Genomic DNA, 18,865 nt, shown 5'->3' on the forward strand with positions numbered 1-18,865 from the left:
GACTGCTGACTGCTCGTGACTAGAGGGCCTTGAGCTCCTCGGTCACCTCGGACACCGACTTCTTCGCGTCACCGAACAGCATCGAGGTGCCCTCGGCGAAGAACAACGGGTTCTCGATGCCGGCGAACCCGGACGACATCGACCGCTTCAGAACGATGACCGACTTCGACTGATCGACGTTCAGGATCGGCATCCCGTGAATCGGGCTCGACGGATCGTTGCGCGCCGCCGGGTTGGTCACGTCGTTCGCACCGATGACCAACGTGACGTCGGTACGGGAGAATTCGTCGTTGATGTCGTCCATTTCCTTCATCGCGTCGTACGCGACATCGGCCTCGGCGAGCAGCACGTTCATGTGCCCGGGCATGCGACCGGCCACGGGGTGAATGGCGTACTTGACCTCGACGCCCTTCGACTCCAGTAGCTTGGCCATGTCCTTGACCGCATGCTGCGCCTGCGCAACCGCGAGTCCGTATCCGGGTACGACGATGACCTGGTTGGCGTAGGCCATCTGGATCGCCGCATCCGCCGCGGACGTGGCCTTCGCGGTTCCGCCGCCTGCACCCGCAGGCCCGGCAGCCGCGTCGCCGCCACCGAATCCGCCGGCGACGATCGCCGGGATGGAACGGTTCATGGCCTTGGCCATGAGGTTGGTCAGAATCGTGCCGGACGCGCCGACGATCATGCCTGCGACGATCATCGCTGTGTTGTTGAGCGCCAGACCTGCCGCCGCAGCGGACAGACCGGTCAGAGCGTTGAGCAACGAAATGACGACCGGCATGTCCGCGCCGCCGATGGGCAGCACGACCGTCAGACCCAAGATTCCGGCGAGTACGAGAACCGCCACGATCCACCACTGCGACACCCCGCCGCCCGGAGTGGCGTTGATTCCGATGACCACCGCAGCCGCCACGGCACCGATCAGCAGCAGAGCGTTGAGCGGCTGCTGCAACTTGCCGATGGTGATGGGCGAACCGGGCAGGGTCTCCTGCAGCTTGAGGAACGCGATCAGCGATCCCCAGAACGAGATCGACCCGATGATCGCCGCGAACAGCGACCCGATGACGATGTGGACCGTCGGCGATTCGCCGTGCTTGAAGTTCGAGAATCCCGATGTGTCGAGGAACTCGGCCCAGGCGATCAGTGCAACCGTTCCACCGCCGACGCCGTTGAACAGAGCCACCAACTGCGGCATTGCCGTCATCTTGACCCGACGCGCGGGAGGGATACCGAGAGCGACGCCGACGACCAGGCCGACGACGATGAGAATCCAGTTGCCGGTGTCTCGGATGGAGATGAGGGTCGCCACCACTGCGATGAACATGCCGACGGCGGCGATCTGATTGCCGCGGACAGCGGTCTTCGGGCCCGTCAGACCCATCAGACCGTAGATGAACATCGCGAACGCGACGATGTAGAGGATGTTGACGAGATTGTCCATCAGGAGTCAGCGCCCTTCTCGGCCTTGGCAGGGACAGGCTTGGACTTGAACATGCCGAGCATGCGGTCGGTGACGACGAATCCACCGATCACGTTGACCGTTCCGAAGACCAGCGCCACGAACAGGATCACCTGCAATCCGATGGACGGATCGTCCACCTTGCCCAGGACGACCAACGCGCCGAGCACGACGATGCCGTGGATGGCATTGGTGCCCGACATCAACGGGGTGTGCAAGGTGTTGGGCACCTTGGAGATCACCGCGAAGCCGACGAACCCGGACAACACCAGGATCGCTATGTTCGCGAGCAGCGGGGTGTACATCAGTTCTCCTTCTCACGTGTCACGCAGGCACCGGCGAGAACCTCGTCCGAGAAGTCGGGGGCGAGCTTGCCGTCGACCAGCATGAGTTCGAGCAATGCCGAGATGTTCTTCGAGTACAGCTCGCTGGCGTGCTCGGGCATCGAGGCAGGCAGGTTCAACGGCGAGCAGATGGTCACGTCGTGCTTGACGACGGTCTCTCCGGGCTCGGTGAGCTCACAGTTGCCGCCGGTCTCACCGGCGAGGTCGACCACGACGCTGCCGGGCTTCATGCCCTCGACGGCTGCGGCCGTGACCAGTCGCGGGGCGGGGCGTCCGGGCACCAACGCGGTGGTGATGACCACGTCGAATCCCTTGATGGCCTCCTCGAGAGCCTTCTGCTGTTGCACCCGCTCGTCCTCGGTCAGCTCACGCGCGTACCCGCCCTCACCTGCGGCGTCGATCCCGAGATCGAGCCACTGCGCCCCGACGGAGCGAACCTGGTCCGCCACCTCCGGGCGCACGTCGTACCCGGTGGGCCGGCCGCCGAGACGCTTCGCGGTGGCAAGCGCCTGCAGACCTGCCACGCCCACACCCAGCACCAGCACGGTGGCAGGCTTGACGGTGCCCGCGGCAGTGGTGAGCATCGGGAAAAATCGGGTGGACTCGGACGCGGCCAGCAGGACGGCCTTGTATCCGGCGACATTGGCCTGAGACGACAGTGCGTCCATCACCTGCGCCCGCGAGATCCGCGGGATCGCTTCGACGGCGAAGGCCTGCACTCCGGCCGCCTTCAACGCCCCGATGCTGTTCTCCGCGTTGCGCGGTGCCAGAAATCCGATGAGCGTCGAACCCGACGACAGCTTGGCGATCTCGGCGTCGGACGGCGGCGCGACCTTCACCACGACGTCCGCCGACCATGGATCACCGATGGTCGCTCCGGCGGCGACGTACAGCTCGTCGGGAATCAGAGCGCCCAGACCGGCACCCGATTCGACGACGATCTCGACGCCCTTACCCGTCAGGGAGGCAACGATCTTGGGCACCAGGGCGACGCGACGTTCGCCCTCCCCCGATTCCCGAACCACACCGACCACGGTCGTGGATCCCGAACCCTTCTCAGTGCTCTGCGATGTATCCAAATCTCCGTCTTCCTGCGTTGAATGGTGTCCACTGATCGGCCAACGGCCCCGAGCTTGCGACGAGTGGACGAACCCATGCGACAAAGGCACAAGGTCCCTGATAGTAGCCAGAGGAAACAGACCACGGGTAACTCGGAACACAGTCCGATTCGTTCTGAATCGAGTCCGTTCGGCATTCCGCAGTTACAGGGCGGGCAATTGTGATGCACGCCACACAGGTCTATCGGTGATGATCGGACCCTACAGTGACAACCGTGGAATCTTGCATCTTCTGTGCCATCGTCGCCGGCGACGCCCCCGCACACCGCGTGTTCGAGAACGACCACGCGATGGCCTTTCTCGACATCCGGCCGGTCAGTCGCGGACACCTGCTCGTCGTCCCGCGCGAGCACGCCACCGATCTGAACTCGACCCATCCGGACGCGGCCGCCGACGTATTTCGCGTCGGTCACACGCTGGCGCGCGCGGTGCGCCACTCGGATCTGCGCGCCGACGGAGCCAACCTCGTGATCAACGACGGCAAGGCCGCGTTTCAGACGGTTTTCCACCTGCACTTGCACGTGGTGCCTCGCTGGCATCGGGACCGGCTGCGGTTCGCTACCGGGTTCGTGACGCGCCGCCTGCGTGAGCCCGAGCATGTCGCGGACGCCGTTCGCGTCGGGCTGGCCCGGCTGAACGGCGAATCGACGGCGTGAGACTGTTCCTGTCGTCGTATCGATTCGGGGGCCACTCGGCTGCTTTCGTCGAGCTGACCGGGCCGCCGTCCGATCTCGCGGTGATCGCGAACGCGTCGGACGCGTGGCCCGCCGCCGCTCGCGAGTCCTCGCTTCGCAGTGAGTTCGGTCCGCTGCGCGCTCTCGGGTATCGGCCGGCGGAGCTGGATCTGCGCGAGTACGTGGGTCGGCCCGCGGCATTCGAGCGCGAGCTCGAAGGATTCGGTGCGGTGTGGGTGCGCGGGGGCAACACCTTCGTCCTGCGCGCTCAGCTCGCCCGCTCGGGTGCGGACGAGGTTCTGGCCGACCGAGTTCGGCGAGGATCGATCGCGTACGGCGGATACAGTGCGGGTGCCTGTGTGGCCGCACCGTCGTTGATCGGAGTCGAGGACGCGGACGACCCGGGCGAGGTTCGGCACGCCACCGGTGTCGATCCGGTGTGGACCGGGTTGGGTCTGGTGGATTTCTCCATTGTCCCGCACCTGAATTCCGTTCTCGACGAGCAGAATTCGGGGCATGTGACGGTGCAGCGCCTTCGCCGGGCCGGCATGGACTGTCACGGGTTGACCGACGACCAGGCCATCGTCGTCGACGCGTCGGGGACGCGTGTGCTCGGTAGTTGACCGTCGGTCAGCCCAGGCGGGCAAGTGGAGCGAGTCGATCCAGCGAGGACCACGCCAGCGAGCACCGCCTTGCGGTCATTTCGTCCGCGTCGAGCACCAGCATGTCGAACAACTGCCGAGGGGCCTGATGCCACGAGTGGGCAATCTGCGCGATGGTGGCTCGATCGAACAATCCGGACTGGGTCAACGCCTGAACCCATTCGTCGACCTCGCCTCGGTGAATGCGCTCGATGGTGTCGTATTCGATTCCGCCCCCGAGGAATTCGTACGAGAACATCGCGGCCACGTAGTTCCAGGAGTCACTTCCGGGATCGATCATGGTGCAGCCTCCTTGTCGACTCGCACCACATGGGGTGCGAGATTCGCTGCGCTGGACGCTAGCGTGGCGAACTACAAATTTGCGTGTCGACGACGCATCGATCTGGTAACGCCTGAGGCTGGTGTTACTGATGTGACTCGCTTCCGGAAAAGGCTCACCCACCTCGAACAGGGTGGGTAAAGTCCGCATTCGTGGGCACCCGAGCCGTTGCAGCGTCGATCGCAGCGATCGCGTGCGGGCTGGTGGGATGCTCGAACACGCCGGGAACCGAGGCCGATCCGAATTCGCCCGAGACGGCCGAACAGCCCGTCACCGAAGAACTCTTCGTCGGCGAATGCGGGTCGATGGACAACACGGAAGTGCAGAGACTCACGGCCGTATCCGACCTGACGGTGGTGTCCGAGAACGCCGTTCGGTGTCGATGGGAATCCGCGACCGGCGCGTACGCGATGTTCACCTGGTATCGCGGCAGCCCCATCGACCGAGAGAGATCCGTGGCCGAAGCCGTCGGCCGCACCATCGAGCGCATCGATGTGGACGGTCACCCGGGATTCACCGCCGCGGCGTCGGGAGCGTCGTGCGAGGCCGGGGTCGAGAACGGGGACGGCTTCGTGCACTGGTCCGTCAACTACGTGATCGACGGGCCCCGCGATTCCTGCGACGTCGTCGAGGATCTGGCACGAACCACGATGTCGAAGGCGAAGTAGCCCCATGAGGACGTTCCCCTCCACCGAGTCCAACCGTCGCATCCTCGCCGCTGTCCTCGTCACTGCGGCCGTCGGTACGGGATGCACCACCACCGTGGCCGGTACGGCGGTACCTGCTCGATCGGCCGACAGCGGAGAGTTCGACAAGCTGCTCGAGGAGTGCATCGCCGTCCCGGATCCCACCATCGCCGACACAGTGGGTGCCGACCTCGTCGATCAGTACTTCTACGGTGCAGTGTGCATGTGGACGGGCATCGGTGCCGCCGGGCTCATCGACGTGACCTTCGCCTGGTTCGAGGACGATGCGCTCTCTCGCGAGCGAGAGCTGGCCGAGCGGCTCGGCTACGCGACCGAGAACGTCCCTGTTGCCGGCACCACGGCGTTCCTGTCACGACGACCGGCCGACCCGTCGTCGTGCGGAATCAGCGCGGCGTATTCGGGCGTCATCACCTGGTGGGTGCAGTACCGAGGCACCAGTCCGACCGACCCGTGCGCCGCCGCCACGGAACTTGCAGAACTGACACTGCAACGCAACCAGTGACCGAGCGTCGACCGACCCCGACTCCGCCCCACGCTCCGCCGTGACAGACTCGAGTGTCGACGGTCACATTTCTGACGTGAGGAGACCGAGATGTCCGTGACGACCGATGCAGATGCCCGCCTGAGTGCGCTCGAATCCCTTCTTTCACCCGGCTCGGTGGTCACCGACCCGGACATCACCGAGGGCTATCGACGCGACTGGGCGAAGGATCCCGACGCGGGCACCCCGCTGGCCGTCGTGCGCGCACAGTCCACCGAGGACGTTCGTGCCGTGATGCGGTGGGCCACCGAGCACGCCGTGGCGGTCGTCCCACGCGGCGCGGGATCGGGTCTGTCCGGTGGAGCCACCGCCGTGGACGGCGGAATCGTGCTCACCACCGAGTTGATGCGAGAGATCACCGTCGATCCGGTGACCCGCATCGCCGTCGTACAACCCGGACTGCTCAACGCGGAGGTCAAAAAGGCCGTCGCCGAACACGGCCTCTGGTACCCACCGGATCCGTCCTCGTTCGAGATGTGTTCCATCGGAGGCAATGCGGCCACCAACGCGGGCGGACTGTGCTGTGTGAAGTACGGCGTCACCACCGATTACGTTCTCGGTCTCGAGGTCGTCCTGGCCGACGGTACCGCCGTCCGGCTCGGCGGGCCACGACTGAAAGACGTTGCGGGTCTGTCCCTTGCGAAGCTGTTCGTCGGCTCCGAGGGAACGCTGGGCATCATCACCGAGATCACTCTTCGATTGATTCCGGCGCAACCTCCCGCCAGTACGGTGGTCGCCTCGTTCGCGTCGGTGCACGACGCAACCGCCGCAATTCTGGCCATCACCCGGACACTGCGCCCGTCGATGCTCGAGTTCATGGACCGAGCTTCCATCGGTGCCGTCGAAGATGCCATGAACATGGGGCTCGATCGCGAGGCGGCGGCGATGCTCATTGCTCGGTCCGACTCCCCCGGTGCCGACCGAGGCCGCGAGATCGAGATCATGGCGGCCGCGTGCACCGAGGCCGGTGCCTCGGATGTGTTCACCACCGACGACCCCGACGAGGGCGAGGCCTTCGCTGCCGCGCGGCGGTTCGCCATTCCCGCTGTCGAGCGACTCGGCAGCCTGCTCCTCGAGGACGTCGGGGTTCCGCTGCCCGCACTTCCGGCCCTCGTCGACGGAATCGCCGAGCTGTCCACGAAATACGACGTGCTGGTGGCGGTCATCGCCCACGCCGGTGACGGCAACACTCACCCGCTGATCGTTTTCGACCCCGAGGACGCCGACATGACACGTCGCGCCAACATCGCATTCGGCGCGATCATGGATCTGGCAATCTCGTTGGGCGGCACCATCACCGGCGAACACGGTGTCGGTCGCCTCAAGAAGGCGTGGCTGCCCGATCAGGTCGGTGAGGACGTCATGGAACTGACCCGCCGAATCAAGACCGCTCTCGATCCGGCGGGCATCCTCAACCCCGGTGCCGTGCTGTGATCACCCGTCGACGGTGAATCCGTCCGCCACCGTCAGCACCTCGTCGAGGACTTCCAGTCCTTGACGAATCTCGTCCTCGGACGTCGTCAGCGGAGGGGCGATCTGGAGGCGATTGCCTGCGACGAACGGCCACAGTCCACGTGACTTCGCCGCGGCGGTCACCGTGCCCATCGCCGCCGCGTCCTTGCCCGACGCGGCGAAGGCAACCAGTGGCTCTCGGGTCGTTCCGTCCTTGACCAGCTCGACGGCCCAGAAGAATCCCTTACCGCGTACCTCGCCCACACTCGGATGCGATTCGGCCAGCTTGGACAGGCCCGCACCGAGTACGTCCTCGCCGACGTGACGCACGTGAGGAAGGATCTTGTCGCGCTCGAACACTCCGATGGAAGCCACGCCCGCGGCGCACCCGAGCACGTGACCGGAGTAGGTCAAGCCGCCCGGGTACGGCTTGTGGTCGAACTGCGAGGCGATCTTCTCCGAGATCACGACCCCGCCGAGGGGCACGTATCCGGAGTTGACGCCTTTGGCGAACGTGATGAGATCCGGTGTCACATCCCAGGCCTGGCAGGCGAACCATTCGCCGATGCGCCCGAACCCGACCATGACCTCGTCGGCGATGTAGACGATCCCGTACTTGTCGCACAGCGCTCGAACGCCGGCCAGATAGCCGGGCGGCGGGATCAGCACACCGTTGGTGCCGATGACCGATTCGAGGATCAGTCCGGCGATGTTCTGCGCACCTTCGAGCACGATGACCTGCTCGAGGTGTGCCAGCGCTGCGGCCGTCTCGTCCTCGGGAGTCGTTGTGCCCCAGGGTGAGCGGTACGGGTACGGCCCGAAGAAACGTACGACGTCGACGTTGGTCGGCTCGGTGCCCCATCGGCGCGGCTCGCCCGTGAGACCGATCGCAACTCCGGTTCCACCGTGGTACGAGCGATACGCGGCAAGCATCTTCGTACGCCCGGTGTGCTGTCGCGCCAACCGCACCGCATGCTCGACGGCTTCCGCCCCACCGGTCGTGAAGAACACTCGGTTCAGATCACCCGGCGCACGTTCGGCGATCAACGTGGCGAGTTCACTGCGCTTGTTGTTGGCCACGGTCGGGGAGATGGTCGTCAGAACCTGAGCCTGTTCGACGATGGCGGCGACCACGTCGGGGTGTTGATGACCGAGATTGACGTTGACCAACTGCGACGAGAAGTCGAGGTATCGGTTGCCCTTGTCGTCCCAGAACCACGACCCCTCCGCTCCCTCGACGGTGATCGGATTCAGTTCGGCCTGCGCCGCCCAGGAGTAGAACACGTGATCCATCTACTTGCCGCCTTCCTCCAGTGTGACCTCCATCGGAGCGTACGACTCTCCGGTGACGTCCACTCCGTCGGCCTTCAACAAATCGAGCGCCTGCGTGACGTACTCGTTGGTGTACGCCTCGGCATCGGGATCGGCGGTCAGCACCGTCGATCCTTCGGCATTCTCGGTGCTCTTGGCGATGTCGACGGTCTGCTGCCAGGCCGCCTCGTCGATCATGCCGATGCCATCCGCGGACGGCCAGATCAGTTTGTTGACCTCGTTGACCTGCCAGAGCTGGTGACTCGCGCCGAGTGTGGAGCCTGCAGCGACGGTGATGTCGCGGCACGTTTCGACGTTGTCGCGGCAGAAGATCCAGCCCTTCAACGATGCCGCCAGGAATTTGACGGTCTGCTCCTGGTAGGCCTCGTCCGAGAGCTTGTCGGTGTTGGCCCAGATCGCGTCCTGCAGCATCGCGACGCCGTCGTCGTTCCAGTTCAGCGTGGTGAAATCGTCTGCGGTGTAGAGAGCTCCGGTTGCCGGGTTCACGGTCTCGAGCAACTGAGCGTACTCGTTGTACGACATCGCCTGGGCTGCAGCGATATCACCGGACAACAGGCCGTTCATGTCGAACTGCTGCTGTACCAGCGTCACGTCCGCCGGGCTCACTCCCGCTTTCGTCATTCCGGCGAACAATTCGAACTCGTTTCCGTAGCCCCAGTTTCCGACGGTCTTGCCTCGGAGGTCCGCGGGTGAGGCGATGTTCTGATCCTCGAACGAGACCTGCAGGGTGCCCGACTTCTGATAGATCTGAGCCACGTCGGTGATGCCGGCTCCGGCCTCGCGGGATGCGAGCGCCTTCGGTACCCACGCGATGGCGTAGTCGGCCTGCCCCTGGGCAAGCACGGTTTGCGGGACGATATCCGTTCCACCGTCCAGGATTTCGACGTCCAACCCCTGTTCCGCATAGAAACCCTGATCGACGGCGGCGAGGTAGCCGGCGAACTGGCCCTGCTTGAACCACTGCAATTGCAGCTTGATCGTGGTGTCTCCGTCGGCACCGGTGTCGGTGTCTGTCGTGGTGGTACTGCACGCCGAGGCGACCACTGCAAGCGCCATCACGGCGGCGAGAAGAGATCGGGGGGTTCGGGTGATCTTCACGTTCATCTCCTAGGTACGACGCCGGGACACGAGCTTCTCGAGCAGCAGAACAACCAGAAAGAAGAGCAAACCGACTGCGATGGCACCCATCACGTAGGCCCATGCCCGGGGGTAGGCCGTGTTCGCCGCGGCGGAGGTGATCCGCGACCCCAAACCGTTCTGCAGTCCACCGAAGTACTCGCAGATGATGGCAGCAATGACAGCATTGGGAGCGGCAACCCGCAACCCGGTGAAGATGTGTGGAACGGCGGACGGGAGGCGGACGATTCGGGTGAACTGCCAACCACCGACGGCATACGACGTCATGAGGTCGTGGTGCACGGCCGAGACCTGACGCAGTCCCTTCGCCGCACTGACGAAGACCGGGAAGAACACGACGATGGTGACCACGAGGCGGCGCGGTAGATCGGTGGTCGAGGAGAACATCGAGTTGAACACCGGCGCGAGAGCGACGATGGGAACGGCTGCGGCACCTGCTGCCAACGGGGTGAGCAGTTCGTCGACGATCCGCAGGCGAACTGCTGCCATTGCTGCCAGGAGACCGAGGACCGAGCCTGCGATCAACCCCACCAGAGCGTTGGTTCCCGTTGCCAGACTTGCCGATCCGATGTTTCCGAGGTTTCGCACGAATTGCTCGGCGATGGCGCTCGGCGACGGCAGCAGGAACGACGGAACCCCCGCGACGACCGTGAGCAACTGCCACAGTGCGAGCGCCGCCGCCCCGAACACCACCGGTGGCAGCCAGAGCTTCATCGCAGATCCGCACTTCGAACCGAACGGCCGTGCAGTGCATCCCGAACCGCGGTGATGGACGAGAAGAACTCCGCCGATTCGCGCGGATCGTCGTTCGTGTCGAATCTGTCGATCGTGAGTGTGTCGACGATCCGCCCCGGCCGAGCGGACATCACCACCACCCGATCGGACAGGTAGACCGCTTCGGGAATCGAGTGGGTCACGAACACCACTGCTGCGCTCGACTCCTCGGCGATGCGCAGTAGGTCGTTCTGCATCTTCTCGCGGGTCATCTCGTCCAGGGCACCGAACGGTTCGTCCATCAGCAGCAGTCCCGGCGTTCGGGCCAGCGCCCGCGCGATCGCCACTCGTTGCTGCATCCCACCGGACAGCTGGCTGGGAAACTTGTCGGCGAAATCGGTGAGTCCGACGAGGTCCAGTAGTTCGCGAACCCGTTCTGCGCGTTCCTTCTTGAGAACCTTGTGGAGTTCGAGCGGCAATGCGACGTTGGATTGCACTGTGCGCCACTCGAGCAGCCCGGCCTGCTGAAAGGCGATGCCGTACTTCTGATCGACGCGGGCTCGGCGAGCAGTCAGACCGAACACCGAGGCAGTACCGGACGTGGGTTGCTCGAGATCGGCAACGATACGGAGCAACGTCGACTTACCGCACCCCGAGGGCCCGATCAGCGAGACGAATTCGCCGGGGGCGATCGCGAGCGATACGTCCTCCAACGCAGTCACTCCCCCGTCGAACTTCTTTCCGACGCCCTCGACGAGTACCGCATGCTCGGTCATGACCGATCCTTTCGACCCGGCGAGCGACCGGCGTACCGACCCAGTGCGATGTCGAGCAGTGACACCAACCCGGTCACCACCAGTCCGAGCACCGCTGCGCCGAGAACGGCTGCGTAAAGGCGGGATGCGTCTCCTGTTGCCTGCTGCGAGAACACGATGATCTGCCTGCCGATACCGCCGGTCGTTCCGGTGGAGATCTCGGCGACCACGGCACCGATCACGGCAGCGGCCGCGGCCAGACGCAGCGCCGGAATCAGATGAGGCACCGAGGCGGGTAGGCGTAGTCGAACGAGTGTGGTCCACCATCCGGACGCGTAACTGTGCATCAGGTCCAACGCTGCCCGATCGGGTGCACGCAGGCCGCGCAGCATCCCCACCGCCACCGGGAAGAACGCAAGATACGACGCGATGACGGTGATGCTCATCCACGGCTGCCAGGCGTAACCGCCGATTGCGATCTTTCCGCCCCACCCTGCGACGAGCGGTGCCAACGCGATCAGCGGAACCGTCTGCGAGACGATCACATACGGCAGTACGGAGCGCTCGACCCACACGAATCGTTGCATCGCCACCGCCAGCACCAGCCCGACCACCGTCCCCAGCGCGAACCCGAGTACCGCGAGCCCGAAGGTGAACAGGCCACTGGACACGATCGCCGCACCGACACTGCGAGCCCCCGTGACGTTCACCTCCGGCTCGGTCAGCGCTGCCAACACCGACCACACGTGCGGTAGCGCTCCGTCGTCGGTGCGGGGCAGCACCCGCACGCCGGCGATACTCACCCCGTTGTCGGGGACGAGCACTTTCACCGACTCCCAGAACACCAGCAGCACGCCGACGGCCCCCACTGCCATCAACGGACGCCGCGCTCCTCGATGCGCACCGGCGGGAGCAGGTGTCACCACCGAGGCCTGATCGAGAACACCCGTCACGACGTCGCCGTCACGCTCGGGCGGATCTGCGGAATTATGCTCTCCCCGTACGCTTCCAGCGTCGCTGCCTTGGCATCGTGTTGCAGGTACACCGAGAACTGATCGACACCGAGAGCCTCGAGATCTTTCAGCTTCGCGATGTGATCGGCCGGGGAGCCGAGCAGACAGAACCTGTCGATCACCTCGTCCGGAACGAACTCTGCGTGCGAATTGCCTGCGCGGCCGTGCTCGTTGTAGTCGTACCCTTCACGCGCCGCGATGTAGTCGGTGAGTGCCTGTGGCACACCGCTGCCGTCGCCGCCGTACCGCGAGACGATATCGGCGACGTGATTGCCCACCATCCCGCCGAACCAACGACACTGATCTCGGGCGTGTTCGAGCCCTGCGTCGGTACCGTCGGTGACGTAGGCGGGAGCGGCGACGCAGATCGAGATCGAATCCGGATCGCGACCCGCCTGCTCGGCCGCAGCGCGGACCCGGCCGATCGTCCACGCTGCGATATCGGGATCAGCCAGCTGCAGAATGAACCCGTCTGCCACCTGTCCGGTGAGCTCGAGGGCTTTGGGGCCGTACGCCGCGACCCACACCTCGAGTCGGGACCGCTCCGCCCACGGAAACTGCACTGTCGTCTCCCCGATCCGGGCACTTCGCCCATTGGCCAAGCTACGGATCACCTCGATCGATTCCCGCAGCGTGGCAAGGGTTGTCGGCTTCCCGCCGAGGGCGCGGACGGCCGAATCACCGCGGCCGATGCCGCAGACGGTCCGATTGCCGAACATGTCGTTGAGCGTCGCGAACGTCGATGCCGTCACCGTCCAGTCGCGGGTGGCGGGATTGGTGACCATCGGACCGACGGTCACCCGCCTCGTCGCGGCCAGAATCTGGCTGTAGATGACGTACGGTTCCTGCCACAGCAGATGCGAATCGAACGTCCACACGTGCGAGAAGCCATGTGTCTCCGCCTGTCTGGCCAGGTCGACCACACGGGACGCCGGCGGATTGCACTGGAGCACTACCCCGATGTCCATGGCTCAGATCAGATTCTGCGACAGGTCGCGCCGGACGAATCGGCCGTGTCCCGCAGTGCCGGAATAGGATCCACCGTCGACGATGATCCGGCCACGCGAGATCACGGTGTCGACATGGCCGTCGATCTCGAAACCCTCGTACGCCGAATAGTCCATGTTCATGTGGTGGGTCTTGTCGACGCCGATGCTGGTGTGTCCGTTCGGGTCGTAGATCACGATGTCCGCGTCGGCACCGGGGGTGATGACGCCTTTCCTCGGATACATCCCGAACATCCTGGCCGGGGTGGTACAGCAGACGTCGACCCACTTCTCGAGCGTGATCTTGCCGCTCTTGACACCCTGGAACATCAGATCGATGCGGTGTTCCACCGAGCCGATCCCGTTGGGAATCTTCGAGAAATCACCGATACCCATCTCCTTCTGATCCTTCATGCAGAAGGGGCAGTGATCGGTACTGACGGTCGACACGTCTCCGGTGCGCAGGTATCGCCACAACTCGTCCTGATGCCCCTCCGCTCGCGACCGCAACGGCGTCGAGCAGACCCACTTGGCACCCTCGAAGCCCGGAGCGCCGAGCTGTTCCTCTAGCGACAGATACAGGTACTGCGGACATGTCTCGGCAAAGACGTTCTGTCCGTTGCCTCGGGCCTGCACGATCTGTTCCAGGGCCTGCTTGGCAGAGACGTGTACGACGTAGAGCGGTGCACCGGTGACGTCGGCCAACATTATCGCTCGATGCGTCGCCTCCTCCTCGAGCTGCCACGGCCGTGACGTGCCGTGGAAGTACGGGGCCGTGTCTCCACGGGCGATCGACTGAGCAACGAGAACATCGATCGCGATGCCGTTCTCCGCATGCATCATCAGCAGTGCACCCGTTTCGGCGGCGGACTGCATGGCGCGCAGGATCTTGCCGTCGTCGGAGTAGAACACACCCGGGTAGGCCATGAAGAGTTTGAAACTGGTGACGCCCTCGGATACCAACTCGCTCATGGCTTTCAAGGAATCGTCGGTCACGTCGCCGATGATCTGATGGAATCCGTAGTCGACGGCACACTGCCCCGCGGCCTTCTCGTGCCATTGCGCCAGAGTGTCCTGGACGCGCTGACCGGGAGTCTGAATCGCGAAGTCCACGATCGTCGTCGTGCCACCCCACGCCGCTGCGCGCGTTCCGGTTTCGAAGGTGTCGGAGGCGAACGTACCGCCGAAGGGCATCTCCATGTGAGTGTGCCCGTCGACCCCACCCGGGATCACGTATTTTCCGGTCGCGTCGACGACCACGTCCGCCGAGGTCTTCAGGTCCGCGGCCAGGGAGACCGATCCGGGTGCCAGTACCGCGACGATGCTCTCGCCGTCGATGAGCACATCCAATTCCTGTGCGCCGGTGGTGGATACCACGGTCCCGCCGTGCACGAAGGTGGTGGCCATCAGGGTTGCACCAACGGGCCGTATGCGTCGGGTCTACGGTCACGATAGAAGGCCCACCGGTCGCGGACCACCTTGATCAAATCCATGTCCAGGTCACGCACGATTATTTCGGATTCGGAATCCGACGCCACCTCGCCGACGAATTTGCCTTCGGGGTCCACGAAGTAACTGGTTCCGTAGAAGTCGTCGTCACCGTATTCGGATTCGATTCCGACTCGATTGATCGCGCCGACGTAGTACTCGTTCGCGACGGCGGATGCGGGCTGTTCGAGCTTCCACAGGTAGTTCGACAGGCCCCGCGAGGTGGCCGAGGGATTGAAGACGATCTCGGCACCGGCGAGGCCCAACGCCCGCCAACCCTCGGGAAAGTGCCTGTCGTAGCAGATGTACACACCGATTCGGCCGACCGCGGTGTCGAACACCGGCCACCCCAGGTTTCCCGGGCGAAAGTAGAACTTCTCCCAGAATCCGTTCACGTGGGGAATGTGGTGTTTTCGATACTTGCCGAGATAGGTGCCGTCCGCATCGACGACGGCAGCGGTGTTGTACAGAAGTCCGGGTTGTTCCTGCTCGTAGACGGGCAGAATCATCACGATGCCGAGTTCCTTCGCCAATGCGGCGAAACGGTCGACGGTCGGCCCGGGTACCGATTCTGCGTACTCGTAGAATTTCGCATCCTGCAATTGACAGAAGTACGGACCGTAGAAAAGTTCTTGGAAACAAACGACTTTCGCGCCCTGCTCGGCGGCGGACCGAGCAAACCCCTCGTGCGCCGCGATCATCGATTCTTTGTCACCGGTCCACTTGCTTTGGACCAGAGCAGCTCGAACTGTGGACATCATTGGCACTCCATCTCTCGCTGGCTTGCACCCTCAAGATATTTTGCGCCGTGTTACGGGATCGTTCGTGCGGTTTCGTACGTATTAATCGTCCGAACTGTTCACGAGTGCGGAAGCAGTGCACGCACGGCGTCGATGGAGTCCGCGGTGGCAAGGTTCTTGTCGGGTCGATACCGGAGTACTCGCGCGAATCGCAGTGCAACACCGCCCGGATAGCGTGGGCTGACCTGCACGCCGTCGAGTTCGATTTCGACGATCAGCTCGGGTCGCAGGTACACGGTGTGCTCGTCACGCTCGCGCTCGTGTTTCGGGAATTCGTCGGTCTGCCATTGCAACAGAACGTCGGTCAGGCCTTTGAAGGTCTTACCGACCATGATCGGGTCACCGCCGTCGGGATCGCGAGCTCCGAGGTGCAGATTGGACAGGTAACCGGTGCGACGCCCGTATCCCCACTCGGCTCCTAGCACGACGAGGTCGAGGGTGTGCTCGGGTTTGACCTTCTGCCAGCTCTTTCCGCGGCGGCCTGCGGCGTACGGAGCACCGAGCGCTTTGAGCATGATCCCTTCGTGCCCGGCGTCGAGTGCCGCGTCGAAATGGACTGCTGCCGCGTCCGCGTCGGGCCTGACGACACTGGGAATTCGGTGTCCCGGTGCCACCCGGTCCAGTGCAGCCAGACGCTGCTCCAACGGGGCATCGAGCAGGTCGACACCGTCGAGGTGCAGGCAGTCGAAGAAGTAGGGCTGCAGCAGTAGCTCGTGTGCACTCTCGGCACCGAACCGACTCATCGTTTCCTGGAACGGTCGCGGGCGGCCGCTGTCTTCGAGCGCGAGGGTCTCACCGTCCAGGACCACGGAGTCGCACGGCAGCGCGAGAACCAGATCCACCAGCTCGGGCACACTCGCAGTGATGTCGCGCAGAGTGCGCGTGTAGATGCTCACGTCGGTTCCGGAGCGGTGCACCTGAATTCGCGCGCCGTCGAGCTTGTATTCGACGGTGACATCGCCGGAGAGCTGTTCCCATGCGCCCCGCAGAGACTCCGCGGGCGAGGCCAGCATCGGCCGGACCGGGCGACCCACCTCGAGCCGAAATGCGTCCAGCGCTTCGACGCCACCGGTGATGGCAGCGATCGCAGTGGCAGGCAACCTCCCCGAAAGCATGAATGCGCGACGCACCGAGGCCTGCGGCAGATTCGTCGCGGCGGCGACAGCGTCGACCATGATTCCTTCGAGCGCGCCCTGACGCAGCTCACCGATGACGAGCCGGATCAGAAACCGACGCTCCTCGGCTGTGCTTCGGGAGAACAGGTCCGTCAGCAGCGCCACCCGGCGAGCAGCAGAACCGGCCCCCGACGTCGCCGCGACCGACGATATCGCCTCGTCCACCTCGGCAACCGTCAGTGTCGAATCCGCGGCAGCCGCGACGTCGAGATCGGCCAGCGTGCGCCAGCCGACACCTATCCGACCCTGCGGCAACTCCCCCGAGAGCCACGAGACAGCAGGCTCGATGTCACCGGCTGCCGCTTCGGCCAGGAGCGCGCTCAGCTGCTCGATCTTGACCTTGCGCGAGCGCGTCGCTGCCACGGCACGGGAGGTTTCGACGATCCTGGACATCAACACACACCGAACATAACCGCCCCCACCGACAGCGTGCTGACATCCAATTGTTACCGCTGTGACTCGAGCGACCCGTGTTGTTGCTGTTACGTTCGATTCATGTCAGCAACGTCCGTGCGACACAACGCACGGGCGACGTGTCAGCTGAATCCCAGAACGCGGTCGCCCCACGCAGCGCGCATGTCGCCGTCGGGGTCGTCGACGAGAGTGTCGGATGCATCGATCACCAGCGTCCAGCGCGTCTTCTCGGTGTACGGAGCCCAATGCTTGGACGCATCCAACGCAGCGGGGACGCCGTACCGCGCGAAAGCGAGCCAGCGTCTCTGCATCCGCGCAGACACCGCCATTGCCGGCTTACGGCCACCGAGCCAGAAGGTGGGGTCTCGGTTGAGCGTTCCGAAATTGCCGAAGACGTACGGCAGTTCGGTCGCGTGGCCGGCTCCCACTCGTGCGGCCTTGAGCATCGGTGTCGCATGATCGAATCGGTACATCCATGTCGGCGAGTGCCTGCTGTGCCCGTCGGCGATCCACACGCTCGGCATGAGGAATCCCGCGTCGCGCGATATGGCTTGTGCCCCGGCCGGTTTGTCTCGGTCCGGGTACGCCGCCATGATCTCGGCCACTCGATAGGCAGGCAGATCCGCGTGGTCGTGAGCGATGGCGCGGAACATCTCGGAGACGGTGTCGGAGGTGATCGGCATCAACGGAGACTTCATGAATCGAAAGATCGAGGGCTCGTCGTGGTTGGTGCCGATGATCAACGGGATCTTGTGCGAGAGACCCTTCTGGAAGGCCGCCACGGGATAGCGCGGAACGATATCTCCGTCGACGACCGGCGAAAGACCAAGTGTCCCAGGCACTGTCGTCGGGATCTCGTAGCAGAGTGTGTCACCGGCGGTGACCAGCCTCGTGAAATGCATGTCCAAGAGTTCACCGATGTCCGCCGGCTCGACGCCTACCAACTCCAGGAACCTCGAGGCCACCGCGGCTCCGCGTTCGGGGCCGTACACCGAGGTCGCAGGCGCGCTCTGCACGATCGCTCTCTGGAACAGACCCTCGGCCTTCGGCGAGGTCATCAACGTGGTGACCGACGCTCCCCCGGAGGATTCGCCGAACACCGTCACCTGATCGGGATCGCCGCCGAACGCCGAGATGCACTCGCGGACCCACTGCAGTGCGGCAATCTGATCTCGCAGTCCCAGATTGGTCTCGAAGGTGTGCTCGTCGGTGGAGAACGACGACAGGTCGAGGAACCCGAACGCACCGAGACGAAAGTTGATGGTCACCACCACCACATCGCCGTTCTCGCTGAGATTCCTCCCGTCGTACACCCGCTGTGCCGACGATCCGAGCGAGTAGGCGCCGCCGTGGATCCAGACCAGCACCGGCCGCAGTTCTACCTCGGGACGGGGAGCCCAGACGTTGAGCGTGAGACAGTCCTCGGAAATCGACAGCGACGGATCGATCGGCACCGGACTGTCGCGGCCCTGCGGAGCCATCGCACCGAACTCGAGGCCGTCGAGCACTCCCGCCCAGGGCTGCAACGGTCGCGGCGCGCGGAACCGGAGCTTGCCCACCGGAGGCGTCGCGTAGGGAATACCCCGCCAGGCCACGATCGGCGACGTATCGGCATCGACCGGATAGCCGAGAACCTCGCCGTAGGGCGTGCTCACGAGCACGGTCGAATCGGACGCAGCGGAGTCGGACGCGGTGACCATGGAACCTCCCGTTCGGTCGTTGCCCAACGTACCAACATCAACCGTCCCCTCGGCGACGTTACTCACAGCGTCGAC

At 64.4% G+C, this 18,865-nt stretch carries 19 protein-coding genes; 5 read left to right on the plus strand and 14 right to left on the minus strand.

Features of this window, described 5'->3' with window-relative positions; all coding sequences use genetic code 11:
• Window positions 1-19: 19 nt before the first annotated feature.
• From CH249_RS26280 to CH249_RS26290, 3 genes are read right to left on the minus strand one after another with little or no spacing between them, the layout of a single operon-like run.
• Entirely contained in the window at window positions 20-1,441 is a 1,422-nt protein-coding gene (locus CH249_RS26280; RefSeq protein ID WP_032393486.1) for an NAD(P)(+) transhydrogenase (Re/Si-specific) subunit beta, read from the minus strand.
• Window positions 1,441-1,764 (minus strand): NAD(P) transhydrogenase subunit alpha, encoded by a 324-nt coding sequence (locus tag CH249_RS26285; protein ID WP_032393485.1) that lies wholly within the window; start codon window positions 1,762-1,764, stop codon window positions 1,441-1,443. Before CH249_RS26285 ends, CH249_RS26280 begins: the two co-directional genes overlap by 1 nt.
• On the minus strand, window positions 1,764-2,882 hold the full coding sequence (locus CH249_RS26290; protein WP_045194417.1) for a Re/Si-specific NAD(P)(+) transhydrogenase subunit alpha: 1,119 nt from the start codon (window positions 2,880-2,882) through the stop codon (window positions 1,764-1,766). The genes CH249_RS26285 and CH249_RS26290 overlap by 1 nt, the downstream gene beginning before the upstream one ends.
• Window positions 2,883-3,136: 254 nt before the next feature.
• Between CH249_RS26290 and CH249_RS26295 the strand changes: the two genes are divergently transcribed.
• The gene (locus CH249_RS26295; RefSeq protein ID WP_032393483.1) at window positions 3,137-3,577 is read left to right on the plus strand and encodes an HIT family protein; all 441 of its coding nucleotides are present in this window, start codon (window positions 3,137-3,139) and stop codon (window positions 3,575-3,577) included.
• On the plus strand, window positions 3,574-4,218 hold the full coding sequence (locus tag CH249_RS26300) for a Type 1 glutamine amidotransferase-like domain-containing protein (RefSeq protein ID WP_094682030.1): 645 nt from the start codon (window positions 3,574-3,576) through the stop codon (window positions 4,216-4,218). Before CH249_RS26295 ends, CH249_RS26300 begins: the two co-directional genes overlap by 4 nt.
• 7 nt (window positions 4,219-4,225) lie before the next feature.
• Here CH249_RS26300 and CH249_RS26305 read toward each other — a convergent pair whose 3' ends face one another.
• On the minus strand, window positions 4,226-4,537 hold the full coding sequence (locus CH249_RS26305; RefSeq protein ID WP_032393481.1) for a hypothetical protein: 312 nt from the start codon (window positions 4,535-4,537) through the stop codon (window positions 4,226-4,228).
• A 191-nt stretch (window positions 4,538-4,728) separates the two neighbouring features.
• Here CH249_RS26305 and CH249_RS26310 point away from each other — a divergent pair, with 191 nt between their 5' ends.
• From CH249_RS26310 to CH249_RS26320, 3 genes are all read left to right on the plus strand, one after another.
• On the plus strand, window positions 4,729-5,244 hold the full coding sequence (locus tag CH249_RS26310) for a DUF3558 domain-containing protein (RefSeq protein ID WP_094647078.1): 516 nt from the start codon (window positions 4,729-4,731) through the stop codon (window positions 5,242-5,244).
• A 4-nt stretch (window positions 5,245-5,248) separates the two neighbouring features.
• Window positions 5,249-5,785 carry a DUF3558 domain-containing protein gene (locus CH249_RS26315; RefSeq protein WP_094682031.1) on the plus strand — a complete coding sequence of 179 codons (537 nt, stop codon included), beginning with the start codon at window positions 5,249-5,251 and terminating at the stop codon, window positions 5,783-5,785.
• Window positions 5,786-5,875: 90 nt separating this feature from the next.
• Window positions 5,876-7,258, plus strand: a complete 1,383-nt coding sequence (locus CH249_RS26320; protein WP_032393479.1) for an FAD-binding oxidoreductase — start codon at window positions 5,876-5,878, stop codon at window positions 7,256-7,258.
• On the opposite strand, the gene CH249_RS26325 is transcribed toward CH249_RS26320, so the two are convergent.
• The 10 genes from CH249_RS26325 to CH249_RS26370 all read right to left on the minus strand — a co-directional run bounded on the left by CH249_RS26325 (window position 7,259) and on the right by CH249_RS26370 (window position 18,790).
• On the minus strand, window positions 7,259-8,569 hold the full coding sequence (locus CH249_RS26325) for an aspartate aminotransferase family protein (protein WP_094682032.1): 1,311 nt from the start codon (window positions 8,567-8,569) through the stop codon (window positions 7,259-7,261).
• A complete protein-coding gene (locus CH249_RS26330; RefSeq protein ID WP_094637960.1) occupies window positions 8,570-9,706 on the minus strand; it encodes an ABC transporter substrate-binding protein in 1,137 nt (378 codons plus the stop codon).
• Between the two features lie 9 nt (window positions 9,707-9,715).
• A complete protein-coding gene (locus tag CH249_RS26335) occupies window positions 9,716-10,459 on the minus strand; it encodes an ABC transporter permease (RefSeq protein ID WP_045194405.1) in 744 nt (247 codons plus the stop codon).
• On the minus strand, window positions 10,456-11,235 hold the full coding sequence (locus tag CH249_RS26340; RefSeq protein WP_094682033.1) for an ABC transporter ATP-binding protein: 780 nt from the start codon (window positions 11,233-11,235) through the stop codon (window positions 10,456-10,458). The genes CH249_RS26335 and CH249_RS26340 overlap by 4 nt, the downstream gene beginning before the upstream one ends.
• Entirely contained in the window at window positions 11,232-12,167 is a 936-nt protein-coding gene (locus CH249_RS26345; RefSeq protein WP_094682034.1) for an ABC transporter permease, read from the minus strand. The genes CH249_RS26340 and CH249_RS26345 overlap by 4 nt, the downstream gene beginning before the upstream one ends.
• Window positions 12,164-13,195, minus strand: a complete 1,032-nt coding sequence (locus CH249_RS26350; protein ID WP_032393473.1) for a TIGR03842 family LLM class F420-dependent oxidoreductase — start codon at window positions 13,193-13,195, stop codon at window positions 12,164-12,166. Before CH249_RS26350 ends, CH249_RS26345 begins: the two co-directional genes overlap by 4 nt.
• A 3-nt stretch (window positions 13,196-13,198) precedes the next feature.
• Entirely contained in the window at window positions 13,199-14,620 is a 1,422-nt protein-coding gene (gene hydA / locus CH249_RS26355; RefSeq protein WP_094682035.1) for a dihydropyrimidinase, read from the minus strand.
• Window positions 14,620-15,459, minus strand: coding sequence for a nitrilase-related carbon-nitrogen hydrolase (locus CH249_RS26360; protein WP_197914655.1), 840 nt, complete (start codon window positions 15,457-15,459; stop codon window positions 14,620-14,622). The genes hydA and CH249_RS26360 overlap by 1 nt, the downstream gene beginning before the upstream one ends.
• A 101-nt stretch (window positions 15,460-15,560) precedes the next feature.
• A complete protein-coding gene (locus CH249_RS26365; protein WP_094682036.1) occupies window positions 15,561-17,075 on the minus strand; it encodes an ATP-dependent DNA ligase in 1,515 nt (504 codons plus the stop codon).
• Between the two features lie 137 nt (window positions 17,076-17,212).
• Window positions 17,213-18,790, minus strand: coding sequence for a carboxylesterase/lipase family protein (locus CH249_RS26370; RefSeq protein WP_094682037.1), 1,578 nt, complete (start codon window positions 18,788-18,790; stop codon window positions 17,213-17,215).
• Window positions 18,791-18,865: the final 75 nt, after the last annotated feature.

The organism is Rhodococcus sp. 05-2255-3B1 (assembly GCF_002258545.1).
Taxonomy (GTDB): Bacteria; Actinomycetota; Actinomycetes; order Mycobacteriales; family Mycobacteriaceae; genus Rhodococcoides.

Bases quoted from the DNA above. Each gene is read 5' to 3' on its own strand.
- CH249_RS26325 (WP_094682032.1), bottom strand. From the start codon at position 8,569: ATGGATCACGTGTTCTACTCCTGGGCGGCGCAGGCCGAACTGAATCCG.
- CH249_RS26315 (WP_094682031.1), top strand. From the start codon at position 5,249: ATGAGGACGTTCCCCTCCACCGAGTCCAACCGTCGCATCCTCGCCGCT.
- CH249_RS26285 (WP_032393485.1), bottom strand. From the start codon at position 1,764: ATGTACACCCCGCTGCTCGCGAACATAGCGATCCTGGTGTTGTCCGGG.
- hydA (WP_094682035.1), bottom strand. From the start codon at position 14,620: ATGGCCACCACCTTCGTGCACGGCGGGACCGTGGTATCCACCACCGGC.
- CH249_RS26370 (WP_094682037.1), bottom strand. From the start codon at position 18,790: ATGGTCACCGCGTCCGACTCCGCTGCGTCCGATTCGACCGTGCTCGTG.
- CH249_RS26335 (WP_045194405.1), bottom strand. From the start codon at position 10,459: ATGAAGCTCTGGCTGCCACCGGTGGTGTTCGGGGCGGCGGCGCTCGCA.
- CH249_RS26340 (WP_094682033.1), bottom strand. From the start codon at position 11,235: ATGACCGAGCATGCGGTACTCGTCGAGGGCGTCGGAAAGAAGTTCGAC.
- CH249_RS26280 (WP_032393486.1), bottom strand. From the start codon at position 1,441: ATGGACAATCTCGTCAACATCCTCTACATCGTCGCGTTCGCGATGTTC.
- CH249_RS26320 (WP_032393479.1), top strand. From the start codon at position 5,876: ATGTCCGTGACGACCGATGCAGATGCCCGCCTGAGTGCGCTCGAATCC.
- CH249_RS26305 (WP_032393481.1), bottom strand. From the start codon at position 4,537: ATGATCGATCCCGGAAGTGACTCCTGGAACTACGTGGCCGCGATGTTC.
- CH249_RS26360 (WP_197914655.1), bottom strand. From the start codon at position 15,459: ATGTCCACAGTTCGAGCTGCTCTGGTCCAAAGCAAGTGGACCGGTGAC.
- CH249_RS26350 (WP_032393473.1), bottom strand. From the start codon at position 13,195: ATGGACATCGGGGTAGTGCTCCAGTGCAATCCGCCGGCGTCCCGTGTG.